The 20613-nt window shown below is 30.1% G+C and carries 24 protein-coding genes and 2 pseudogenes; 4 read left to right on the forward strand and 22 right to left on the reverse strand.

Going from position 1 to position 20613, the window contains the following annotated elements; all coding sequences use genetic code 11:
- Positions 1 to 148 precede the first annotated feature (148 nt).
- The 6 genes from ELQ11_RS02570 to ELQ11_RS02595 all read right to left on the reverse strand — a co-directional run bounded on the left by ELQ11_RS02570 (position 149) and on the right by ELQ11_RS02595 (position 7138).
- Entirely contained in the window at positions 149 to 886 is a 738-nt protein-coding gene (locus ELQ11_RS02570) for a hypothetical protein (protein ID WP_002870432.1), read from the reverse strand.
- Positions 879 to 2105: a hypothetical protein gene (locus tag ELQ11_RS02575; protein WP_002870431.1), complete on the reverse strand. Its 1227-nt coding sequence runs from the start codon at positions 2103 to 2105 to the stop codon at positions 879 to 881. The genes ELQ11_RS02570 and ELQ11_RS02575 overlap by 8 nt, the downstream gene beginning before the upstream one ends.
- 449 nt (positions 2106 to 2554) lie before the next feature.
- Entirely contained in the window at positions 2555 to 3622 is a 1068-nt protein-coding gene (gene tcuB / locus ELQ11_RS02580) for a tricarballylate utilization 4Fe-4S protein TcuB (protein WP_002870430.1), read from the reverse strand.
- Complete coding sequence (tcuA, locus tag ELQ11_RS02585) at positions 3619 to 5046, reverse strand: FAD-dependent tricarballylate dehydrogenase TcuA (protein WP_072223956.1); 1428 nt, start codon at positions 5044 to 5046, stop codon at positions 3619 to 3621. The genes tcuB and tcuA overlap by 4 nt, the downstream gene beginning before the upstream one ends.
- Entirely contained in the window at positions 5021 to 6313 is a 1293-nt protein-coding gene (locus ELQ11_RS02590; protein ID WP_072223957.1) for an MFS transporter, read from the reverse strand. The genes tcuA and ELQ11_RS02590 overlap by 26 nt, the downstream gene beginning before the upstream one ends.
- Positions 6314 to 6556: 243 nt before the next feature.
- Entirely contained in the window at positions 6557 to 7138 is a 582-nt protein-coding gene (locus ELQ11_RS02595; protein WP_052949576.1) for a GntR family transcriptional regulator, read from the reverse strand.
- An 89-nt stretch (positions 7139 to 7227) separates the two neighbouring features.
- On the opposite strand from ELQ11_RS02595, the gene ELQ11_RS02600 reads away from it, so the two are divergent.
- Positions 7228 to 7812 (forward strand): YigZ family protein, encoded by a 585-nt coding sequence (locus ELQ11_RS02600; protein ID WP_072223958.1) that lies wholly within the window; start codon positions 7228 to 7230, stop codon positions 7810 to 7812.
- A gap of 43 nt (positions 7813 to 7855) precedes the next feature.
- On the opposite strand, the gene ELQ11_RS02605 is transcribed toward ELQ11_RS02600, so the two are convergent.
- The 6 genes and pseudogenes from ELQ11_RS02605 to ELQ11_RS10260 form a co-directional block, all read right to left on the reverse strand.
- Positions 7856 to 8239, reverse strand: coding sequence for a hypothetical protein (locus ELQ11_RS02605; protein WP_072223959.1), 384 nt, complete (start codon positions 8237 to 8239; stop codon positions 7856 to 7858).
- Between the two features lie 73 nt (positions 8240 to 8312).
- Entirely contained in the window at positions 8313 to 8648 is a 336-nt protein-coding gene (locus ELQ11_RS02610; protein WP_002859498.1) for a hypothetical protein, read from the reverse strand.
- Entirely contained in the window at positions 8638 to 10215 is a 1578-nt protein-coding gene (locus ELQ11_RS02615; protein WP_052858581.1) for an ABC-F family ATP-binding cassette domain-containing protein, read from the reverse strand. Before ELQ11_RS02615 ends, ELQ11_RS02610 begins: the two co-directional genes overlap by 11 nt.
- Positions 10216 to 10337: 122 nt before the next feature.
- Positions 10338 to 10871, reverse strand: coding sequence for a hypothetical protein (locus tag ELQ11_RS02620; RefSeq protein WP_002861172.1), 534 nt, complete (start codon positions 10869 to 10871; stop codon positions 10338 to 10340).
- On the reverse strand, positions 10871 to 11131 hold the full coding sequence (locus tag ELQ11_RS02625; RefSeq protein WP_126264447.1) for a hypothetical protein: 261 nt from the start codon (positions 11129 to 11131) through the stop codon (positions 10871 to 10873). The genes ELQ11_RS02620 and ELQ11_RS02625 overlap by 1 nt, the downstream gene beginning before the upstream one ends.
- 42 nt (positions 11132 to 11173) lie before the next feature.
- Positions 11174 to 11605, reverse strand: a pseudogene (locus ELQ11_RS10260) (hypothetical protein).
- Between the two features lie 167 nt (positions 11606 to 11772).
- Between ELQ11_RS10260 and ELQ11_RS02630 the strand changes: the two are divergent.
- Complete coding sequence (locus ELQ11_RS02630; RefSeq protein WP_002778401.1) at positions 11773 to 11982, forward strand: transcriptional regulator; 210 nt, start codon at positions 11773 to 11775, stop codon at positions 11980 to 11982.
- A 60-nt stretch (positions 11983 to 12042) separates the two neighbouring features.
- Complete coding sequence (locus tag ELQ11_RS02635) at positions 12043 to 12999, forward strand: hypothetical protein (protein ID WP_134225132.1); 957 nt, start codon at positions 12043 to 12045, stop codon at positions 12997 to 12999.
- Positions 13000 to 13003: 4 nt separating this feature from the next.
- Here the strand turns inward: ELQ11_RS02635 and ELQ11_RS02640 are convergent, their stop codons facing one another.
- Both ELQ11_RS02640 and ELQ11_RS02645 read right to left on the reverse strand, forming a co-directional pair.
- Entirely contained in the window at positions 13004 to 13576 is a 573-nt protein-coding gene (locus ELQ11_RS02640) for a YceI family protein (protein WP_002870418.1), read from the reverse strand.
- A gap of 73 nt (positions 13577 to 13649) precedes the next feature.
- Complete coding sequence (locus ELQ11_RS02645) at positions 13650 to 14012, reverse strand: HIT family protein (protein ID WP_002857306.1); 363 nt, start codon at positions 14010 to 14012, stop codon at positions 13650 to 13652.
- A gap of 106 nt (positions 14013 to 14118) precedes the next feature.
- On the opposite strand from ELQ11_RS02645, the gene ELQ11_RS02650 reads away from it, so the two are divergent.
- A complete protein-coding gene (locus ELQ11_RS02650; protein WP_070240055.1) occupies positions 14119 to 14823 on the forward strand; it encodes a putative metalloprotease CJM1_0395 family protein in 705 nt (234 codons plus the stop codon).
- Positions 14824 to 14886: 63 nt separating this feature from the next.
- Here ELQ11_RS02650 and ELQ11_RS02655 read toward each other — a convergent pair whose 3' ends face one another.
- The 8 genes and pseudogenes from ELQ11_RS02655 to ELQ11_RS02685 form a co-directional block, all read right to left on the reverse strand.
- Positions 14887 to 15099, reverse strand: a complete 213-nt coding sequence (locus ELQ11_RS02655; protein ID WP_070240053.1) for a hypothetical protein — start codon at positions 15097 to 15099, stop codon at positions 14887 to 14889.
- A 179-nt stretch (positions 15100 to 15278) separates the two neighbouring features.
- Complete coding sequence (locus ELQ11_RS02660) at positions 15279 to 15770, reverse strand: hypothetical protein (protein WP_072223960.1); 492 nt, start codon at positions 15768 to 15770, stop codon at positions 15279 to 15281.
- Between the two features lie 22 nt (positions 15771 to 15792).
- Positions 15793 to 15999, reverse strand: a complete 207-nt coding sequence (locus ELQ11_RS02665; RefSeq protein WP_126264449.1) for a hypothetical protein — start codon at positions 15997 to 15999, stop codon at positions 15793 to 15795.
- Between the two features lie 115 nt (positions 16000 to 16114).
- The gene (locus ELQ11_RS02670) at positions 16115 to 16768 is read right to left on the reverse strand and encodes a hypothetical protein (RefSeq protein WP_208359337.1); all 654 of its coding nucleotides are present in this window, start codon (positions 16766 to 16768) and stop codon (positions 16115 to 16117) included.
- Between the two features lie 35 nt (positions 16769 to 16803).
- Positions 16804 to 17475 carry a hypothetical protein gene (locus tag ELQ11_RS02675; RefSeq protein WP_230100180.1) on the reverse strand — a complete coding sequence of 224 codons (672 nt, stop codon included), beginning with the start codon at positions 17473 to 17475 and terminating at the stop codon, positions 16804 to 16806.
- Positions 17452 to 17991: pseudogene (locus ELQ11_RS10040) on the reverse strand (hypothetical protein); the annotation flags it as partial. The gene ELQ11_RS02675 and the pseudogene ELQ11_RS10040, both read right to left, overlap by 24 nt.
- Before the next feature lie 86 nt (positions 17992 to 18077).
- Positions 18078 to 19799: a GMC family oxidoreductase gene (locus ELQ11_RS02680; protein ID WP_002872556.1), complete on the reverse strand. Its 1722-nt coding sequence runs from the start codon at positions 19797 to 19799 to the stop codon at positions 18078 to 18080.
- A gap of 1 nt (position 19800) precedes the next feature.
- The gene (locus ELQ11_RS02685; RefSeq protein WP_002870810.1) at positions 19801 to 20529 is read right to left on the reverse strand and encodes a gluconate 2-dehydrogenase subunit 3 family protein; all 729 of its coding nucleotides are present in this window, start codon (positions 20527 to 20529) and stop codon (positions 19801 to 19803) included.
- Positions 20530 to 20613 lie beyond the last annotated feature (84 nt).

Here is a 20613-nt window from a genome sequence, read left to right on the forward strand (position 1 = left end):
TAATTTAAAAGATTTTAAGTCCTTTTTTCAAAAAAGGAAATGAAAGTATAACCAATTAAACTTAAAGAGGGATTAAATAAAGGATTAAATAGTATAAATATTTGTGTAAGTATTTATATAAGTATTTGGTGGGTTTAAAAAATGGGGGCTATATTTTAGAGCACTCGTAATTTTTATTTTTTATATTAACAAATTGACTTTTAAGTGTTTTAAAATCTGGAATATAAGCATAACCGCTAAGCGTATCTACAACGATACAAAGAGCATGCTTTTTTGATAACAAACGTATAATGCAATCTGAATTATTCTTTGCTAAAGTTTTTTCATATGCATAATTGGCATTTTTTAACGGAGAATACACTCTGCCCATTTCATCAAATACTAATCTAGTAAATCCTGAACAAGATCCTTTGAATTCAACCTTTTCTATTCCGAATCTTTTTGTAAGATTAAATCTTTGTGTAGTTTTTTCATCATCTTTACTAATAACTCCACTTTGACCTGAATTCATTAATTTGTTATGATTGATTACATCAACAGCAATTTCTCTATCTATATTGATTTCAGTTTTACCTAAATTAGCATTTCCATCGCCATTTTTATCCAAGAAAATAGTATATGTTTGATCATAACCTGTGGCAGCTGATTTTATAAAATAAATCTGCCATTTACTTTTAAACCACTCTCTTTTTGCGATAGCCAACTCATCAACTCTTATGCCTTCTTGCATCATGGCTAAACTTTGGGTATATTGGATATCATTAAGAATTTGTATTGCACCTTCTAGTAGATTGTCTTTTTTTAAGTAAAGACTGCCTAAATTAAAAACTATACCCAAAATGAGAATTATAAACACAAATTCTAACAAATTAAAAGCTTTAATCATAGTTTAAAATCTGATATACTTTTTCATATTTTCCAAGTTTTACCTTAACAATTTTTTTGTCCATATCATGCCTATCGGCTTGTTTTAAAGCTTTTAAATAAAACTTATTGCTATTTTTTATTCCATAGAATCGCAATCTTTTTTGCAAACTTGGGGCTGTTGCAAGCTCTAAAACATCTTGTTTTTTTAATTCTAGCGCCAATTCTTTAGCAAAATGATAATTATTGGCAAAATGACGATTTGGATTGTTTATAAAATAATACAATAATTGATTAGCGACGATTAAAAAGTAACAAAATATTAAAAAAATTATAGAACATTCTATAAAGATTTTATACCTTAATCGAAAAACTGGTAATCTCACCCTATAACTTTGCATTAAAGTTTTTATAAGCAAAGGAGTGCAAATAACACAAAAAGGCAAAAAATCATCTAAAAAAAGTTTTTGTCTTAAAGAAAGCAACAAACAAAATACAAATGTTACACTCATTAAAAACCATAATAAATTTTTATATTTCTGAAAAGTTAAACGATAAATAGTATAAAAAAAATACACAAAAACCAAAGGAGAAAAACATGCAGCAAAAATTCCTAAAGTATCTAAAAAATAACCTCTTGGGCGACCACCTGTATCAAAACCATAAAAACTGATACTCACTCCAAACAAAACAAGAGATAAGGTAAATAAAATAGCATTTCTTTTATAAATTCCAAAAAAGAAAAAAGTTAAAAATAAAATATTAAAAGATTTATCAACAAATAACACTATAATCAATAATATATAAAAAAGCCATTTTTTTTCATATTCGTAAGCACATAATATAGCAAGGGTTAAAAAAATCACCAAAGATGCGGCATTAACCAGCAAAGCACTTGCAACAGTACCCGGCAATAAAACAAATAACAATAAAGAAAAAAAAGCATCAATTTTAGTTTTAGTATATTTTAAAGCTAGCAAATACAAAAGCAAACAACTTAAAAAATGAAAAAATAAAAAAGGAAGCCTTAAACCAAAATCATTTTGCCCAAAAATAAAAGTTCCAAAATGAGATATATAATAAAGCAAACTATGGGAAAAAATAAGTGATTTACCCTGCTCACCAAAATAAATATCAGCTTCATCAGCACTAATACTCAGTGTTGAAATTCCATAAAGCAAAGCCAATAAATCAAGACTAAGTAAAATGATGATAAGTTTATAATTTTTGATTTTTTCCATAATGAAAATTTTACAAAATTAAACTTAAAATATCAACCAAAATAAATATTAAAAAGCAAATCAAATGATAAAAATAAATACTAATAAATATTGGAAAAATTTTAAACCGGTCAAGGCAAACAAAAATACAATAGAAAAATAAATACGAGTACTTACTATATCTTAAAATAGGATAAGAAAAATAAAGCAATACTAACTACCAAAAAATACTATTTATCTTATAAATAAGCAAATCTCCATCTGTTTAACTCATATCTTGAAGCAATTCTCCATATCTTAATCTTGATTCTTTGTGCTAACTTTTTTATATACACGAACACTTTCGCTTAAATTTCTTTATCTTATCAAAGATAATCATAAATTTATCAATAAAAGATTTTGGTTTTATAAAAAAATAATTTTGTTTTTAAAATAATTTAAATAATGCCTTAAACACAGGCATTATTATATCATATTTCTTCCTCGCTATTATATTTTAAAAGTGCGACAAAGCGATAAAACATATGCACAAATTTAGAATAAGGCATCATAATAAAAAAAGCCAAAACACAACTTAAATGAAACCAAAGTATATAAGGCAAAAAAGAACTTTGCTTTAAAAGCATGAGTAAAAGCCCTGTAAAACTTACTAAAAAAAGCATGAAAATAAAAACATAATCCATGTCCATACTTTGACTATCTACTATGTTTTTATCCGCTACGCTTTTTAAAACAAAAAGTCCCAAAGTTCCTATGCAAAGCATAATCCCTCCTAAGCTTCCAAAAATTTTAGGAAGTTGGGTAAAATCATAAGGGGCTACTAAATTTAAAAAATGATGATAAAAAGCCCCTAAAGAAGTCGCTATAAAACAAAATAAAAAACCATAAGCGGTAAAATGATGAAATATTTTTCTTATATTAGAACGCTTTTCATTAGGATAAGTACAACCCTCATTTTTATGTCCGCCTAGATATTTAAGGCTTAAAGCATCTTTTAAACTTTTTATGAAAACAGTAAAATTGAGATTTTTTATTTCTATAGCATGATAGAATTTTGCCACACTGCCCACAAGGGCTAAAAGCACCAAAAGTGAAACCGTAACAAAAATACTCACCATATAATCATAAGAAACAATAGCAAAAAAATTCCCTTTAACATCTTCACCCTCATAAGCACTCGCGCTCCAAAATCCAAAAAATAAACAAAGGATTAAAACTATACTGGTTAAAACCGCATTTTTCCTAAAAGCTAAGCCTAAAAAATTAGGAAAAGCGTATTTTTCATAACTGTATTGCCTAAGAGCTGCAAATTGTTTAGGAATCAAAACATTAAATTCATGTGGCTGGGCGTATTGACAATCATAAAAACATTCAGAACATTGGTGGCATAAATTAGCCAAATAATCCATATCCTTTAAAGAAAATTCACGCTTTTTTTCCATAGCTGGAAACACCGCACAAAGCCCCTCACAATAACGACAAGAATTGCATATAATGCAAGATTTTCGTGCTTCTTCATAAATTTTTGTAATTTTCATTTCATATCCTTTACTAACTCAAGTGCATTTTCTCCAGCCAAACGCCCAAAAACGCTTCCTATACTCATACCAAAACCTGCAACATAGCCTTGGGTTAAAATATTTCCTGCCATGATTTCACCAGCTGCAAATATATTTTTAAAAAGTTCTCCATTTTCTTGATATACCCTTGCATTTTTATCCACCTTCACACCCATGTAGGTAAAAGTCACACCTGGACGCAAAGGATAGCAATAAAAAGGTGGAGTATCTATTTTCAAAGCCCAATGTGTTTTTTCTATCTTTAAACCTTGAGTGTGACAATTATCCTGTATAGTGTGATCAAATTCTCCTTCTACAACACTTTGATTGTATTCATCTAAAGTCATCTTTAAAGCCTTTGGATCTAAGTTCATTTTAGTGGCTAATTCTTCAATAGAATTGGCCACTATGGGTTCAAAAAGTGAAGGCATGTAGCATTTTTGCACCTTAGAATCAGTGATAGAATAAGCGATTTGATCCTCTTCATTTGCCACCAAACGCCCCCAAATTGCATAACGCTTTGGCCAAAAATCCTCACCCTCATCATAAAATCTTTGTGCCTTTTTATTTACCACTATACCCAAAGACACACAATCCACCCTTGAAGCTATGCCTCCATCATATTTTGGAGTCCTTGCATCAATAGCAACCATATGCCCTTGAGTGGGATCGCCTATAATTTGTGCGTGATTTTTCTCTAAAGCCTTTAGCATCTTACCTTGATTAAAACGAGTTCCACGGATGATAAAATTTTTAGCCCTTTGTCCCCAAGCTTCTTCAAGCCATTCCAAATTTGACTCAAATCCCCCGCTTGCAACGATCACAGCCTTAGTTTTAATTTTCACTTCTTGATTTTGTTTTTTATCCAAAACCAAAATTTCCTTACAGCATCCATTTTCTACCATCAAATCCAAAGCTTCAAATTCATAAAAAATTTCAACCTCTAAATTTTTTGCCGCATTAAAATAAGCATTGACTAAAGATTTTCCACCCCCTAAGAAAAATGCATTTGTGCGTCCTAAGTGCAAAGTTCCTCGCATGGAAGGTTGAAAACGCACTCCATATTTTTTAGCAAACTCTACCGCTTTTGGAGTACGAGAAATGACAAAACGAGCGTATTCTTCATTAGTTTGCCCCTTAGTCACCTTAAAAACATCTTCAAAAAACTCATCCTCGCTATAACTTTGAGTCAAGACATCCGTAGGCTCATCGTGCATAGAACGCAAATTTCTAGTGTGTTGAGAATTTCCTCCTCTCCATTCTTTTGGAGAACTTTCTAAAAGTGCTATTTTTATATTTTCTTTTTTACTAGCTGCTGCTATAGCTGCACAAAGAGCTGCATTGCCCCCGCCTATAACCACTATATCAAATTCCATTTCATTCTCCTTTTTGTTGTCTTTCATAAATTCCACCTTTTTTAAAAATAATCAAAGAAGCCACAAAAGAACAAATGGCTGCAAAGGTAAGCCAAAATGCAGGAGAGGCAGGATTGCTAGTTTTTTCTATCAAATAAGTTGAAACAGCAGGGGTAAATCCTCCAAAAATTGCCACCGCTATAGAATAAGAAAAAGAAAAACCCAAAGCTTTTACATTTTTAGGCATGATTTCTGATAAAGAAACCACCATAGCCCCATTATAAGCACCAAAAATAAAACTAAACCATAATTCCACTAAAACCAAATTGGCAAAAGAAATATTATTTGTTAAAAAATTTAACATAGGATAAGCACTGACAACACCTAAAAAAGTCATGGTTAATAAAATAGGCTTTCTTCCTATTTTATCTCCAAGAAAGCCAGAAAATGGCAACCAAAAAGTATTGCTAAGTCCTATAATAGCAGTAATTATAAAGCTTTCTAATTTACTAAAATGCAAAACTTTATTGGCAAAAGTTGGAGTGTAAGAAGTGATAAAATAAAAAGTTACTGTCGTCATCATTACAAACATGATTCCAAAAATTACTATAGGTGTATTTTCTCTAATGCTTTTGAAAATAGCTCCAAAGGTTTTTGGAGCTTGGTGAATTTTTGCTTTAAATTCAGGTGTTTCATCCAAAGTTCTTCTTATGTAAAAAATATAAGGTACAACCAAACATCCAACGATAAAAGGGATTCTCCAGCCCCAAGCTTGCATAATAACATCACCTATAAGATAATGCAAAAGTATACCCAAAGCACCCGCAAATATGGTAGCAATTTGCTGAGATCCACTTTGCCAAGAAACATAAAAACCGCGTAAGTTTTTTGGTGCAATTTCTGCTAAATAAATACTTGCTCCACCTATTTCAGCTCCAGCACTAAAACCTTGCAAAAGCCTTCCAATTACCACAATAATAGGAGCTAAAATGCCTATACTTTCATAGCCAGGACAACAGGCTATGGTTAAACTTCCAAAAGCCATAATGCCTAAAGTTACAACAAGACCTTTCTTTCTACCATGCTTATCCATATAAGATCCAAGAACTATAGCTCCGATAGGACGCATTAAAAAGCCAACTCCAAAGGCCATAAAACTTTGCATCAAAGAAATAAATTCATTTTGAGCAGGAAAAAACACTTTAGCAATAAATCCAGCATAAAAACCATAAACCGCAAAATCATACATTTCTAAAAAATTACCGCTAGCAACGCTAAAAATGGTTTTAGCATCACCCTTGCACCTTCTTGCCATATAACCTCCTTTTTTATTTTCATTATAAACTAGTTTTAGGAATTTTTTAGTCCTAAAATATTTTTTGTATTCAAAAGTATTTTTTAAATTACAAAACTACACATAAAGTTGAAATAAAAAATTAATATTTTTTATTTGGATTGCAAGTGTCAATATCTATGTATTTTTAATTAAGTAGATTTAAAAATTAAGAATAGTAAATTATTTTTTAAGTATATTATCTAAACGAATTTTACAAGCTTGTTAAATATGAAATTTTGCTAATCTTTCTGCCTCTAAAGCATTTCTCTCTTTAATAGCATTAACAACAGCTAAATGCTCCTCGTAAGCTTCTTTAGGACGTTTTTCCTTGGCTAAAGTACCATCACCAAGAAGCAATAAAGAACGATCCAAATTTTCCATAATTTTAAAAAGATAATGATTTCCTGAGCAACGATACAAAGTCTGATGAAATAAAATATTACTAGCCCTAAGTTCATTAAGCTCTTTAATATTTTTTTGAACTTTTAAAATATTGACCAAAATTTCAATTTCGGTCATAGAAGCGTGTAATGTCGCAAGTTTAGCAACTTCACCCTCTAATAATTCCCTGATCTCATAAAGCTTCGTAATAGAAATCAAATCAAGTCCTGCAACAATAAGTCCATTTTTACCATCTTGCACCAAAATTCCATCATTTTGCAACAATCCCAAAGCTTCTCTTATAGAAGTTCTGCTAAGTCCTGATTGCTCTACCAAATCTTGTTCTTTAACTCTATCATTAGGTTTTAATTTTCCATCTTTAATAGATTTGAAAATAAAATCATAAATTCTATCACTCGAAATTTTTTGATTTTTTTTGGCATATTATAACCCCTAAGACTCAAATTGATTTTAGTTTTTATAAGTATAATTTTAAACAAAAAAAGGCAAAAATGCAAACTATTGATCAAATTTTTCAAACACAAATCGATATTAAAAAATCTACTTTCTTATCTTTTCTTTGCCCTTTTAAAGATTTTAAATTTTTAATAGAAACGCTAAAAAAAGAGCATCCAAAAGCTGTTCATTTTGTCTATGCTTATCGTGTTTTAAATGATTTTAATCAAATTGTAGAAGATAAAAGCGATAATGGAGAGCCTAAAGGAACTTCTGGAATGCCAACTTTAAATGTTCTAAGAAGCTATGATCTTATCAATGCGGCTTTAATCACTGTAAGATATTTTGGCGGTATAAAACTTGGTACAGGCGGACTTGTAAGAGCTTATAGCGATGCAGCAAATGCCGTGATTAATAATTCTTCTTTACTTTCATTCGAATTGAAAAAAAATATATCCATTGCTATTGATTTAAAAAATTTAAATCGTTTTGAACATTTTTTAAAAACTTATTCTTTTAATTTCACAAAAGATTTTAAGGATTGCAAAGCTATATTACATATCAAATTAAATGAAAAAGAGGAGCAAGAATTTGAAATTTTTTGTAAAAATTTTGCACCTTTTGAAATAGAGAAATTATAAATTCTTGCAAGTAAATACAAAAGCTCCAAAATGGAGCTTTTGATTAAATTGCGTTCAATAAATCATTTAACAAAGCATTATTCTTACTTTGTTCATTTGCACCTTGTTGCGCAAGATCATTGTGAATGCTAGCACTTTGAGCTCTCATAGACAACTCGCCTTCATTTTGTCTAAAACGATAAGCGTAAACATTTGACATTTGAGCATAATTACTTAAATTTGAATTTGAGTTTTGCCCATTGCTTTGAAAACTACTGCTAGAATTTAAAGCATCTCCGCTTGACTTCTCATCCGCCTTATTTAACATATCCATAAAATCAGAATCTCCAGATGAAGAATAATCTTCAATCTGTTTATCCACCTGTTTATACTGACCACTAATAGCATCGTATTCATACGAGCTAATCGTTCTATAATTTACCTGCATAGTTTTCTCCTTTCAAAATATGCAAAAACTATACAAGCAAAAAGCGTTCCTTTTTATGTAAAATCAATGTTTTTTAATCATGATGAGTAGGCAAATGCTCCACATCAAGCTCATTGTTGGCTATAAATTCTTCCTTGGCTTTTTTACAGTTTTCATCACGCATTTTGCGGTATTCATTGCGAATCGTGATTTCTTTATCGCTTAGAGGTCTATCTTCTAAAAAACTGATATGAAAATAAGTATCATCGCTCTTTGAATAAGTTTTATAAAAATCTATATAATCAAAATAATCCTTGCCATTATCAAACTCTACCACTTCTTCTATATAAATCGTAGGCCCAAAACCCTTGTGATTTTGTGTATAATGCCCAAAACCTGCGCTGTATTGAATTCTAAATTTAGCCATCATTTTCTCCTAAAAATTCTTGATAAGTTCCACGAAAATCTGTAAGCTTACCATTTTCTAAATGCCAAATTCTATTAGCAAAAGCAGAAACTAATTCCCTATCGTGGCTGATACAAAGCACTACACCTTTGAAATTATACAAAGCCTCACCTAGTGCAATAATACTTTCAAGATCTAAATGGTTATCAGGCTCATCTAAAAGCAAGAAATTCGGACGCTCTAGCATTAAACGAGAAAGCATTAAACGATGTTTTTCACCTCCACTTAAACTTGCTGCCATTTTTTCTTGATCACTGCCACTAAAAAGCATTCTACCTAAACACTTGCGGATTTCATCTAGATCTTTAAATTTTTCACTCATCAGCCATTCATAAAGTTTCAAATTTTCACAAATTAAATTACTTGTATCTTGAGGAAAATATCCAAGCTCTATAGTTGCCCCAAGATGTATAGATCCGCTATCTGGACTTATAGCATGGGCAATGATTTTTGCTAAAGTACTTTTGCCCACACCATTTGCCCCAATCAAAGCGATTTTATCATTTTTTTCTATTTTTAACTCCAAATTTGAAAATAGTTGTTTATCATAAGCCTTGCCTATACCTTTAAATTCTAAAACTTCATTACCTATTTCACGATTGATTCTAAACACTATACTAGGATCTCTACGGCTTGAAATTTTAATCTCTTCAAGCTCTAGTTTTTCAAGTGCCTTAGCACGGCTTGTGGCTTGTTTTGCCTTAGAAGCATTTGCGCTAAAACGGCGAATGAAATTTTCTAATTCTTCTCTTTCTTTTAAGGTTTTATCGCGTTTAAGCTCAGCTTGTTTTGCCAAAAGCGTTGAAGCCATATACCAATCATCATAATTTCCTGCAAAATCACGAATTTGTTTAAAATCCACATCCAAAATTCTTGTGCAAATTTTATTTAAAAAATGCCTATCATGAGAGATAACAACCAAAGTTCCTTCATGTCTTAAAAGTTCATTTTCAAGCCAAGAAATCGCCTCTAAATCAAGGTTATTTGTAGGCTCATCTAAAAAAAGCACATCAGCACCCAAAAATAAAACTTGAGCTAGTAAGACTTTAAATTTATCCGCACTTTGTAAGGTGCTCATTAAAGCATCAAAATCTTTAATCTTTAAAGAACTTAAAATTTTTTCACAACGTGTTTCACAATCATAATTTGGATCTTCTTCGGCCGTTATTATCTCAAGCTCACCTAAGCGTTCATTGATCTCATCAGTAAATTCCTCGCTCATATAAAGCTTTTCTTTTTCTTTTAAAGCCTCATACAAACGCTTATTTGCACACATCACTGCATCTTTGATGGTGTAATTTTCAAAAGCAAATTGATCTTGCCCTAAAACTGCGATTTTCAAGCCTTCATCAAATACTATTTCGCCACTACTTGTCTCAATTTCTCCTGAAAGAATTTTCAAAAAAGTCGATTTTCCCGCACCATTAGCACCAATAAGTCCGTATCTTTGTCCTCGAACAAGCTTTAAATTCACATTTTCAAATAAAAGCTGATTTGCAAAACGCATAGTAAGATTTTTTACTTCAACCATGATTTTCCTTAAATTTTTTACTTATAAAAATTTTTAAGAAATTGTATCAAAAAAAGACTTGAAATTAATTGAGTATAAATTTTATATAGACAATGAAAATAAAATTTCATTGTCAAAATAAATTAATAATCCAAAAGTTCTACAAAAACTTGCTTTTTATCATCGCTAAATCTAGCACTATAAGAAATTTGAGTTTCATATTCCCCTCCATCAAATAAAATTCCTTTTAAAGCGCCTCTTGAATATTTTTCTCGCATTTCATTAGGCATTTGTGGATAAGTAAATTTTAAACTAGCCATACAAAAACTAGTTTTTTTATCCTTGCTATCTTTGGTTATAAAACTTTCAAAAGAAGTATAAACCACTTCATTAGCATAATCTTTCAAATCAAGTAAAGGTTTAAAATGTGCCCTTAAAACTCCAAGCGTGTCAGTAGATAATGCAGCCTCTAAATCCCTCATATCCATACCATTGGAATTTATCCTTAACGCCCTTAAGGATTGTTCATTTAAACCATACTCAACATAAACCCATTCATCATCATCTAAAATACTTTTTAGCGTAAGCTTAACATCTTCATCATCGCATTTTGGCTTATTATTAAAACATCCTGCAAATAAAAAAACCAACATCAAGCTTAATAAAATATTTTTCATTATTTCTCCATTATTATTTTAATAAATTCTATGATTTCATCATTTTTAGCACCATCTTCCCTCAAAAGACTTTTTAATAAATCTAAGTTAAGCTGTGGAGGAAATATAAGATAAGAATTTACTGGAAAACCATTTGATTTTAAGCCTATGCAAAATTTTTCATCTTTATTTGTGTATGCTTTTCCTGCAACAATTTTATAAGTATCTTTCTCATAAAGTAAAGTAGGCTCTACTTCAAAAGGTGTATATTTTTCACTCATTTTCATCTCCATTCTTTCATTAGTTTTAAAATAAAATAATCATCACTGTATGATATTTACAATTTTTTCATAATTTTGTTTGCGAAGTTTTTTACCTACTAAAAACATATCTACAATCCACCAAATAGTCCAATTGACTATCCAATTCATAAGTGCTAATATATATGCTATGTTCTGCAAAGATTCACTTGCAACAATATTAAAAATTATTTGGAATAATCACAAATGCTAAACGCACAAAACCTAAAACCATATCACCTATCATAAAACGCCCTACTCCAAAAGGGCCAAATAAAAAAGTTCCTATCCAAAACACCAAAGCAGGGCTTTTTAGTTTAAGCATAGGAAGTCGATTTAACACATCTTTTTTCTTTCTTCGCTTAAGCGTTCAAATTTTTCTTTTAGCGTAATTGCTGCTAAACCATCTCTTGGTAACTTATCACCAATATTAGAAAGAACTGAATTAAAATCCATACATTTCTCCTTGAAAATTAAAAAATATCTCGAATTATTCCACACTATCACTTAATTAATATTGAAATATTAAATATATTTTATATAAAAAATTGAATATTTCAAGTGTTTTTAATAAAGAAATTTTAATGTAAAATTTTTTAAAAGCTAAATTTTTAAGGTAAAAAATGACAAAAAAGAGCAAGCGTGATATGGCATATGAACTAGACATTGATGTTAGCACTTTATATAATTGGAGAAAATATAAACCCAATTTATATCGTATTGTTATGCTTGGCTTTAAATTTGATGAACTTTTAGAAAATAGCAAAAAAACTCATGAAGAATTACTTCATATAGAACAAACTATACAAGATGAAATTGCTAAATTTAAATAAAACCCGCTTTTAAGCTTTTTTCTATACAATTATCACTTTTATTAAAATCAAGGATTTGAAATGTTTTTATTAGATTTTTTAATATCATTGAGCTTTATTTTTGAAATTTCAGCACTTGTGTTATCCTTTTACTTTAAAAATTCAAAAATTTTCTTTTTGACTTTAGTGCTATTAGGAGCTAAGTTACCTTATTTTTATACAAGTTTTTTTCAAGCTAATTTATTTGTCGCCTTGTTTTTACCTATGATTTTTACCATATTTTGCCTTGGAAAACATCATGTTTTAATTTTAAATAAAAAAAATATTGCTTCAATTACAACCCTTATTTTTATAGGCATTTTAAGTATCATTTTACCTAGAAATACTACTTTTAATAGCGCTGGTTTAGAATTTCATTTTATTGCATTAGATTTTTTTAAGCCTGTGAGTGAATTAGGATTTTTATTTTTTTTAGTCGGCTTAATACTCATTTTTATCAAAACCTTTAAAACTAAAGAATATTATCTTATTATCGCATTTTTTGCTGCATATTTTCAGTTTTTATTTCAAGAAGGAGCAGGAATAAGGTATTTTGAATTTGCAAGTTTAGTTTTTTGTTTTTATCTTTTAAATCACGCTTATAGATTGGCTTTTTTTGACATCTTAACAAAACTACCTAATGAAAAAAGCCTTACACGCTTTACAAAGGGAAAAAACAACTATATCATTGCCTTGCTTCATTTTAATGAACTAAAAGACACTAAAGAAAGCTATGCCAAACTCATCTTAAAACAAATTGCAAAAATTTTAAAACGCTTTAGAGCAAAAATTTTCATCGTAGACAATGATTTTATTTTAATTTTTAATGATAAAAATCAAGCTTTAAATCATCTTGCTTTTTTAGAATCCACCTTGAAAAACACGGAATTTAATTTAGAAAATGAAAATTTTAAACCAGATTTTAAATTGATTTGGCAAGAAAGCGAAGAAAATTTGGATAAAAATTTACAAAGTCTAAGAGCAAGACTCTTAGACTAAAAAATTATTTTTCGTTTGCTTCAACTTCGATATTTAAATTAATATCATCACTTAAAGTAATAGTTGAAGTACTTGTCGCGAATTTAAAATCAGAGCGTTTGATTTTTCCATTTAAAGAAAAACCTATTTTTTCTTTTCCATCTTTGCCTTTAGCTACACCGCCGATTTCAGTATCTAAAACGATATCTTTAGAAACTCCAGCTATAGTTAAAGTTCCTGTCATTTTGCCTTTTTCATTATCGATTTTTTCATATTTTTTCATTGTAAAAGTCATATCAGGATATTTTTTTGCTTTGAAAAAATCATCTTGTTGTAAGTGATTATCTCTTGTTTGATTTTCTGTATTTACAGATGCGATTTTTATAGTTGCATCAAGCTTTTTAAACTCAGCACTCGCAGGATCAAAATCAATCACCGCAGAATAATCTTTGAAATTTCCTTTTACATTGCTAATTTGTAAATGTTTGATTTTAAAACCTACATCTGTATGTGCTTTATCTAAAGTATATTCTTTAGCAAACAAACCTGTGCTTAACAAAGAGACCGCAACCAATGAACTTAATAAAACTTTTTTCATTTTTTTCCTTTTTTATAGTAATTTTCAATATAAAAATTTTATTAGATAAAACATAACAAATCATTAATAAAAATTAAAAAATTTTACTATTTAAAAATTTTACAAATTCTTCAAATTTAGGCAAGTCAAGCTTTATTGCTTCTCTTTGCTGTTTTCCCCACATACACTCTGGAAAAAACGCATCTTCTTTAAATCTTGCCATAACATGAAAATGCACCCTTGGCACATAATTTGCAAAAGAGGCGATATTGATTTTTTCAGGTTTGTAAAATTCTATCATAGCCTTTTCACAAAGTAAAATTTTTTCAAAAAGTTCTTTTTGCAACTCTAAAGGACAATCGCTAAATTCTTTATAAATTTCTTTAGTAAAAATTTTAAGCCAAGGCACTTGAGCCTCCTCTTTCTCTATATAAATCAAATCATTTTCATAAATCATTACATTCCTTTGAAATTGTATTTATGATTATTTTACAAAATTTATCAAATTTTTAAGTCAAAATGCGTTAAAATTCCTAAAATTTAAAAAACAAAAAGGAGGATAAATGCAAATTAGTTCAAGTTATAACTCTTATGATTACTACTCTAGCAAACCTTCTTTTGATAAAACAAATCAATCTGATTCCACTCAAAAAGATGAAAAAAATCTTAGTGAAAATAAAGATGATAAAGAAAAAAATGGCGAACAAACCCAAATGGTTAATGGCGTAGAGCTAAGCCAAAAAGAAGTAGCTCAAGTTCGCGAACTCCAAAGTATCGATAGAAATGTAAAAGCTCATGAAGCTGCACATCAAGCAGCGGGTGGCGGCTTAGCAGGTGCTGCAAGTTTTACTTACACAAGAGGCCCTGATAATCAAATGTATGCTACAGCGGGCGAAGTTCCTATCAGCATGCAAAAAGGAAACACACCAGAAGAAACTATAGCCAATGCAAGACAAATCGCAGCAGCAGCTATGGCTCCTGCTGATCCTAGCCCACAAGACTATAAAGTTGCAGCAAATGCTACAAAAATGGAATTTGAAGCAAGAGCTGAAGCAATGAAGCTTAAAGCCGAAGAAGCCAAAGAAAAAGAAGAAGAAAATAAAGAAAAAGATGACAAAAATTCAGAAAATAGCTTAGAAAAAACAGATAAAGATTCAAAAAACAACGATAAAAATTTAAATTTTGATAAAGACTTTAAAAATTTTGTTGCTAGAACTTATCAACAAAACTCACAAAATAACGACATTAAATTCAACATCGCATCTTAAAATCCTTAATTTAAATAAAAAATTTACTCCAATCTTCCTTATAAATAAAGCTTTGTTTTAAAATTAAACAGATATATCTAAAAAATTTATCTTTTTATTATCTGCTTTATCTGTATTTGTAGAATTACTTTGTTCTTCTTTTTTAGCTTCGGCTTCTACTTTTTGTTTATCTTCTTCTTGTTCCATAAGCTTTAAAGTATCATATATTTGATGAACTTCCTTAGGCATACATTTATGGAAACGATGATTTGAATTTGCATGTAAAATATTTAACATTTTTTATCCTTTTTATAATTTAAATTTTTGCATTTTCAAGCCTTTATATCTATGCCTTGCTTATTCAGTATTTCTAAGATTTCTAAAACATCCATTCCATTTTCTTGTTGAACTTTTAAAAATTGTTGCCAAAAATTTGTTTTTACTTCATCTTTGTAAGTTTCGCTTTTACTTTCTGCTTATATAGGTTTAAAAGTTTTTGTTTCTTGTTCTTTTTGGTTGTTATATTGTTCTTGTGCAGTTTGCATTTCTTGTTGAATATCTTTTCTGCTTTTCTCGGCAATTTCGCCAAATCTAGCTTCGTGTTTGGCTTGAAGATCTAACCATTTTTGTTTAAATTCTTCTACACTCATACTTGTGTGATAAATTTTTACATATTCTTTTTGTAAGTCTTCATCCAACCAATGCACCGAAGCTTTATTTTGTGCTTTAAAATCTTCTTGGCTTAATTCACCCTTTAAAATCTGATCTTGTATAGAGCCTTTAGCGATAGGAATTTCTTTTGTAAGTTCATCATAATAATCTTTGTAAGATTTTAGAAGTTCATCTAAATTTGCAACATTTAGCTTGTTTTTATCATTTGGAATTTGAGCGGTATTTTTATCGCCAAAATTCCAGTTATTTGTTGTGCTTATTCCAAAAATGCTTAAACTCGAATTTATAGTATTCATATTTTTTACCTTTTAATGTGATTTAAATTGTTATATCAATTTTTTGTTTTCTCTGTAAGTATTTTATTAATTCTTTTTGCTCTTTTTGCATTATTTCAATTAAAGGTGTAAATTCTATATTTTCATTATTTGTATCGACAATACCCGCACCTTGAACTATACTATTTTTATCTAGCTTTAAATTATAGTTTCTATCATTCCAAGCTTTTTTGACTTCTTCACCACTCATAGAGTTATCAAAGCCTTCAGTTTTTCCTTAACGCGTAGCTTCTCCTTCTCTAGTATAAATATTCTCATTTATAATAGCTACTAAAAGCCCACCTTTAGTAATAGTGCCATCTTTGTTAGTGTATTTGCCCTGTATTAATATTTTCTTCACCGTCATTATTATTATTAAAAATATCTGTGGCAGAATTTCCTTTCATAAGATTTTCAGTAGTATTAAAAAACAATTTGTTTATTTTTGTATCAGTTGTATTTTCATAATCAAAATCTATATCAGCATTTAAATAATCCATAGCAGAATTATAAATTTTCGTTACTTGCATAGTTTGGCGATTAAATTCATAGCCTTGTGGGAAGTTGGCTATCTCTTCTAAGTTAAAGTTATCTTTAGAATTTAGCACATCTTCGCCTACAACTTGACTTAAAATTTTATAGGCATTTCCTACGGTTTTAGCAATGTCTATACTCTCAAAAGCTCTTAATGGATTTTTTTCATTCGTAGATATTTTTACTAAGCTTTCCATAGTGCTAGAATGAATTTTTATATCCTCAGGAATTCCTGCTGCTTTATTAAATTCACTTGTAAAATAACCCTCGTTATCTACTTCATAACCTAAAACTTTATTATTTGTTTTAGTAGTGTCTTGGGCATCTTGTAGATTTTTTACACTATTATTTGAAGTGTTTGAATTTAAGGAAGAGTTATTATTGTTTTTAATGTTAATATTAAGATTAACAAAGGGATTATTGAAAGTTGAGTTAATGCCTATCATTTTTTATCCTTTTTAAAATTTAAATTTTTGCATTTTCAAGCCTTAATATCTATACTTTTTGGTGCAGAATTTGAAGAAAGGATTTTGTTAAATTCTCCTGCATCATCATCACTAAATTTCACACCAAAAAGAAGTTCTAATTCTTTACTTGTGCTAAATTTACCTTCTAATAGTTTTTTTACAAGATCATTTCTTGTATTATCATCTTTATAAGTTTCTTTGTTTTTACTTTCTGCTTGTATAGGTTTGAAAGTTTCTTTGTCTTCTTTTTGATTGTTTTTATTAGCTAAGAACCTATCTATATCTTCTTGAGTAAGTGGCTTACCAAGTTCATTAAAAAATTGTTTTTCTCTTTGTGCCCTTTCAGCACCCCATATTTTCTCAAATTCATTCATACTTGTAAGAGTTTTTAAAAGATCAACTTTTCGTTTATGAAGTGCGGACCAATCTACGCCTTCTGTAAGATAGTCTGTGCCAAATTTATTAAGTATTTTTATTTCATCCTTGCTTAGTTTATCTTCCATATATCTTTTATATAAAGAGTTTTCTACTTCTTTTACATCAGGAGATCCATTATAGCCATTTTCTTCTTTAAATTTTTCAAGATCTCCAAATTTTTTTATTATGGATTCATAATAAGCATCATCATCATTTTTAAGCACAGCTTTTTTATTGTTCGTGTTATCATTATTATTAACAAGTAACATTTTATCACCCATAGCCATTTCGTATTCTTTCACAAATTCATCGTGTCTTTGCTTAAAATCTATGTATTTAGTTTTAAACTCATTTAAGCTTAAATCTTTACTTATAAGTGCGTCAAATTCTTTATAAAATTCATCGGCTTTTTTGATGATGTCGTAGCCCAAATGAAACATCTTAGAATAAGAAACAAAAAAACCTAACATCATTTTCTCCGTAGTTGGGTCCCATTTTGTATAAGCAGGATTAAAATCTTTTAAAGGGGATTTTTCTATTTTATTGGGGTCTTTTAAAGCATTTGACTTCATAAAGTTGTTAAATTCTTGCATATCTTTTTTGCTAATACTTTCATCAAGTCCGAATATTTTAGGATTATACTCAAATTTTTTTCCACGATAAGGCAAAGCACCTTCTCCTGTTATAACGGCTACTCCGTGTTTGTTGATTTTAAAATCAATATTTTTATCTTGTTTAAAATTTGAAGTGTTATAATTATAATTTAAATTTACACCATTAATCATTTTTGCCTTCCTTGATATTATATACTATATCGGAAAAAATTAAAAATTTATAATCTTGAGAGTTTTCAAAAACTCTCAAGTTATTATCAAGCTAAGCTTTTTCCACTTTTATGATATTTTAAAATACCTTCAGCACAGCGATAAGCCAAAGCTCCCACAGTATCAGTTGGATTATATCCACTATTATGTTGGAAATTTCCTGCTCCTACAACAAAAAGATTATCCGCATCCCAGTGTTGTAAATAAGTATTAACCACACTAGTTTCTCTATCTGCGCCCATGGTTGTTCCACCTGTGTTATGAGTAGATTGATAAGGCACAACGCTATAATCCTTAAGATAAGCACCTTTTTTGATTGATTTTACTCCTTGCATTCTTTTTGCTACCTCAGCTGTTTTATCTGTGATAAATTTATGCAAAGCTCTATCTTGATCGGTGAAATTATAAGTTAAGCGTAAAAGTGGCATACCAAAAGCATCTTTATAAGTTGGATCAAGACTTAAATAATTATTCTTATGAGGCAAAGAAGCACCTTGTCCTGCTACGGTAATAGCTCTTGTGAAATTATAGTTTAATGCTTTTTTAAATTCAGCACCCCAAGTTGGAGCTCCTGCTGGAAGTGGGGCTGATTGTATAGGGCGAGTTCCAAGCTGAACGCTATAAATCATAGCTCCATGAAGGAATTTTTCCTTAGAATGATCAAAATTATCTCCGTTAAAATCATCACTCGTAGTTCCTAAAGCACCTGAACCCATAAAGGTGTTAAATTGCTCATCAAAGAAAGCTGTTGTGCCCATATTCATTTGGTAACAATAATTTCTACCTAAAGTTCCTTTACCTGTTTTTGGATCGTATTGCTCACCTATGTTACTTACCATTAAAAGCTTAGCATTGTTAAACATATAACTTGTAAGTACAACTATATCAGCAGGCTGGATATACTCTTTCATCGTTCTAGTATCGACAAATTTTACCCCTGTTACTTTTCCGTCTTTTTTAAGAATTTGCGTTACATTACTATAAGTGCGTATGGTGTATTTACCTGTGCTCATAGCCTTTGGAATTACTGTGTTTAAAGGACTTGCTTTTGCGCCATACTCACAACCAAAACGCTCACAATACGCACAGTATTGACAAGGAGCTAAATCTTGACCATCAGGGTTTGTATAGCCACCTTTAGAATTTGAAGCTGGCAAACGATAAGTGTGTAAATTTGAACTTTTTGCTGCACTTTCAAATCGTTTAAGCATTTTAGTATTTTCAAGAGGTTCTTGTGGATAAGGACTGGATCTAAAAGCTCCCATTTTTTCTGCTAAAGGATTTGGCTCACCTGATACCCCACAGGTTTTTTCAAATCTATCATAATAAGGCTCCATATCCTTATAAGTCACACCCCAATCTTGCAAAGTATAATCATTACCTAATTTATTACCATATCTTTGTTTGCTTAGGGTTTGAATTTCAAAGTCATAAGGCATAAACCTAAAAGTCCAACCATTCCAATGCACCCCTGCACCGCCAACATTATTACCCAATAAAAACGAACCCATTTTACGATAAGGCAAGGCTAAACCACTAGGATCATGGCGAAAAGTCACAGTGTCTTTCGAGCAATCTTGCATCAAACCATAATTAATCCCGTATCTCCACTCATCATGGATAAAATTAAAATTTTCAGTACTTTGCATATGTCCGCGTTCTAAACTAAGTACATTCAAACCTGCTTTAGTAAGCTCTGCAGCCACTATACCTCCAGTCCATCCTGCTCCAACTGTTACCACATCTACTTTTTTTAATACTTCAGCCATTTTAACTCTCCATATCTGCTAAACCCATAGGTTCAATGTTAAAAAATTCATCACTTGCAATTTTATCCACATAGCTCATTTGTGCGCCTGGATATTGCATCATTCTCCAACCATTTTTATTATCATTTCCGCCATAAATTGGATCAGCTAAAACTCCAGCTACTGTCATATCTCTTAAAAGTGTGAAAAAATAAGAAGATTTAAAACCTGTAGTTTGAATTTTTCCTTTTTCAAAATCGCTTAAAATTTTATCCTGATCTCCACCTTTAAGCAAAGAAAAAGATTTTTTATAACGCTTTTGAGCATTTTCTTCAAGAGCATGCACGCCTTCTAAAAAAATATCTTTGCGTTGCATAGGAGTTTGATAGCCTTGTTCAGCTTTACCCTCCATGAAAGGCCCTTGCATATATTCTCTATCATTATAACCATAAGCACTAGCTAGCTGATTATCAATAAAATAAGGCACGCCTAAACCTATAGCTCCTTCTCCTTGCTCATCTTTAGGATAAATTCTTTCACAGGCTGCACTTAAGGTATCAAATTCAGTTTGAGTTTGAAAAAACATTCTACCTCTAACTTTATTTGATTTCCCTTGTGAAGCTTGATGCGAATGCGTAAGTTCTGCTGCCTTTAAAACAGCACCGCCACCTATAGTGCTAGCTGCTACTACAGAACCACCTAGAAGCCCTAGTTTAAAAAAGCTTCTGCGATCAATAATATTGTCTTGCATTACTTCTCCTTAATAATAATTTAAACAAGACTATATTAGTCCTATTAATATAAATTTAACTTTAAAAAGCGATAAATTTTGTGT

Origin of the sequence: Campylobacter sp. US50a (genome assembly GCF_004379015.1) — a bacterium.
Classification (GTDB): Bacteria; Campylobacterota; Campylobacteria; order Campylobacterales; family Campylobacteraceae; genus Campylobacter_D; species Campylobacter_D jejuni.

Bases quoted from the DNA above. Each gene is read 5' to 3' on its own strand.
- ELQ11_RS02570 (WP_002870432.1), bottom strand. From the start codon at position 886: ATGATTAAAGCTTTTAATTTGTTAGAATTTGTGTTTATAATTCTCATT.
- ELQ11_RS02620 (WP_002861172.1), bottom strand. From the start codon at position 10,871: ATGAAAAATATTTTATTAAGCTTGATGTTGGTTTTTTTATTTGCAGGA.
- ELQ11_RS02660 (WP_072223960.1), bottom strand. From the start codon at position 15,770: ATGAATACTATAAATTCGAGTTTAAGCATTTTTGGAATAAGCACAACA.
- ELQ11_RS02680 (WP_002872556.1), bottom strand. From the start codon at position 19,799: ATGGCTGAAGTATTAAAAAAAGTAGATGTGGTAACAGTTGGAGCAGGA.
- ELQ11_RS02645 (WP_002857306.1), bottom strand. From the start codon at position 14,012: ATGATTTATGAAAATGATTTGATTTATATAGAGAAAGAGGAGGCTCAA.
- ELQ11_RS02650 (WP_070240055.1), top strand. From the start codon at position 14,119: ATGCAAATTAGTTCAAGTTATAACTCTTATGATTACTACTCTAGCAAA.
- ELQ11_RS02590 (WP_072223957.1), bottom strand. From the start codon at position 6,313: ATGGCAAGAAGGTGCAAGGGTGATGCTAAAACCATTTTTAGCGTTGCT.
- ELQ11_RS02640 (WP_002870418.1), bottom strand. From the start codon at position 13,576: ATGAAAAAAGTTTTATTAAGTTCATTGGTTGCGGTCTCTTTGTTAAGC.
- tcuA (WP_072223956.1), bottom strand. From the start codon at position 5,046: ATGAAAGACAACAAAAAGGAGAATGAAATGGAATTTGATATAGTGGTT.
- ELQ11_RS02665 (WP_126264449.1), bottom strand. From the start codon at position 15,999: ATGAGTGGTGAAGAAGTCAAAAAAGCTTGGAATGATAGAAACTATAAT.
- ELQ11_RS02575 (WP_002870431.1), bottom strand. From the start codon at position 2,105: ATGGAAAAAATCAAAAATTATAAACTTATCATCATTTTACTTAGTCTT.
- ELQ11_RS02670 (WP_208359337.1), bottom strand. From the start codon at position 16,768: ATGATAGGCATTAACTCAACTTTCAATAATCCCTTTGTTAATCTTAAT.
- ELQ11_RS02635 (WP_134225132.1), top strand. From the start codon at position 12,043: ATGTTTTTATTAGATTTTTTAATATCATTGAGCTTTATTTTTGAAATT.
- ELQ11_RS02675 (WP_230100180.1), bottom strand. From the start codon at position 17,475: ATGTTACTTGTTAATAATAATGATAACACGAACAATAAAAAAGCTGTG.
- ELQ11_RS02655 (WP_070240053.1), bottom strand. From the start codon at position 15,099: ATGTTAAATATTTTACATGCAAATTCAAATCATCGTTTCCATAAATGT.
- ELQ11_RS02610 (WP_002859498.1), bottom strand. From the start codon at position 8,648: ATGATGGCTAAATTTAGAATTCAATACAGCGCAGGTTTTGGGCATTAT.
- ELQ11_RS02625 (WP_126264447.1), bottom strand. From the start codon at position 11,131: ATGAGTGAAAAATATACACCTTTTGAAGTAGAGCCTACTTTACTTTAT.
- ELQ11_RS02630 (WP_002778401.1), top strand. From the start codon at position 11,773: ATGACAAAAAAGAGCAAGCGTGATATGGCATATGAACTAGACATTGAT.
- ELQ11_RS02615 (WP_052858581.1), bottom strand. From the start codon at position 10,215: ATGGTTGAAGTAAAAAATCTTACTATGCGTTTTGCAAATCAGCTTTTA.
- ELQ11_RS02605 (WP_072223959.1), bottom strand. From the start codon at position 8,239: ATGCAGGTAAATTATAGAACGATTAGCTCGTATGAATACGATGCTATT.
- tcuB (WP_002870430.1), bottom strand. From the start codon at position 3,622: ATGAAAATTACAAAAATTTATGAAGAAGCACGAAAATCTTGCATTATA.
- ELQ11_RS02600 (WP_072223958.1), top strand. From the start codon at position 7,228: ATGCAAACTATTGATCAAATTTTTCAAACACAAATCGATATTAAAAAA.
- ELQ11_RS02685 (WP_002870810.1), bottom strand. From the start codon at position 20,529: ATGCAAGACAATATTATTGATCGCAGAAGCTTTTTTAAACTAGGGCTT.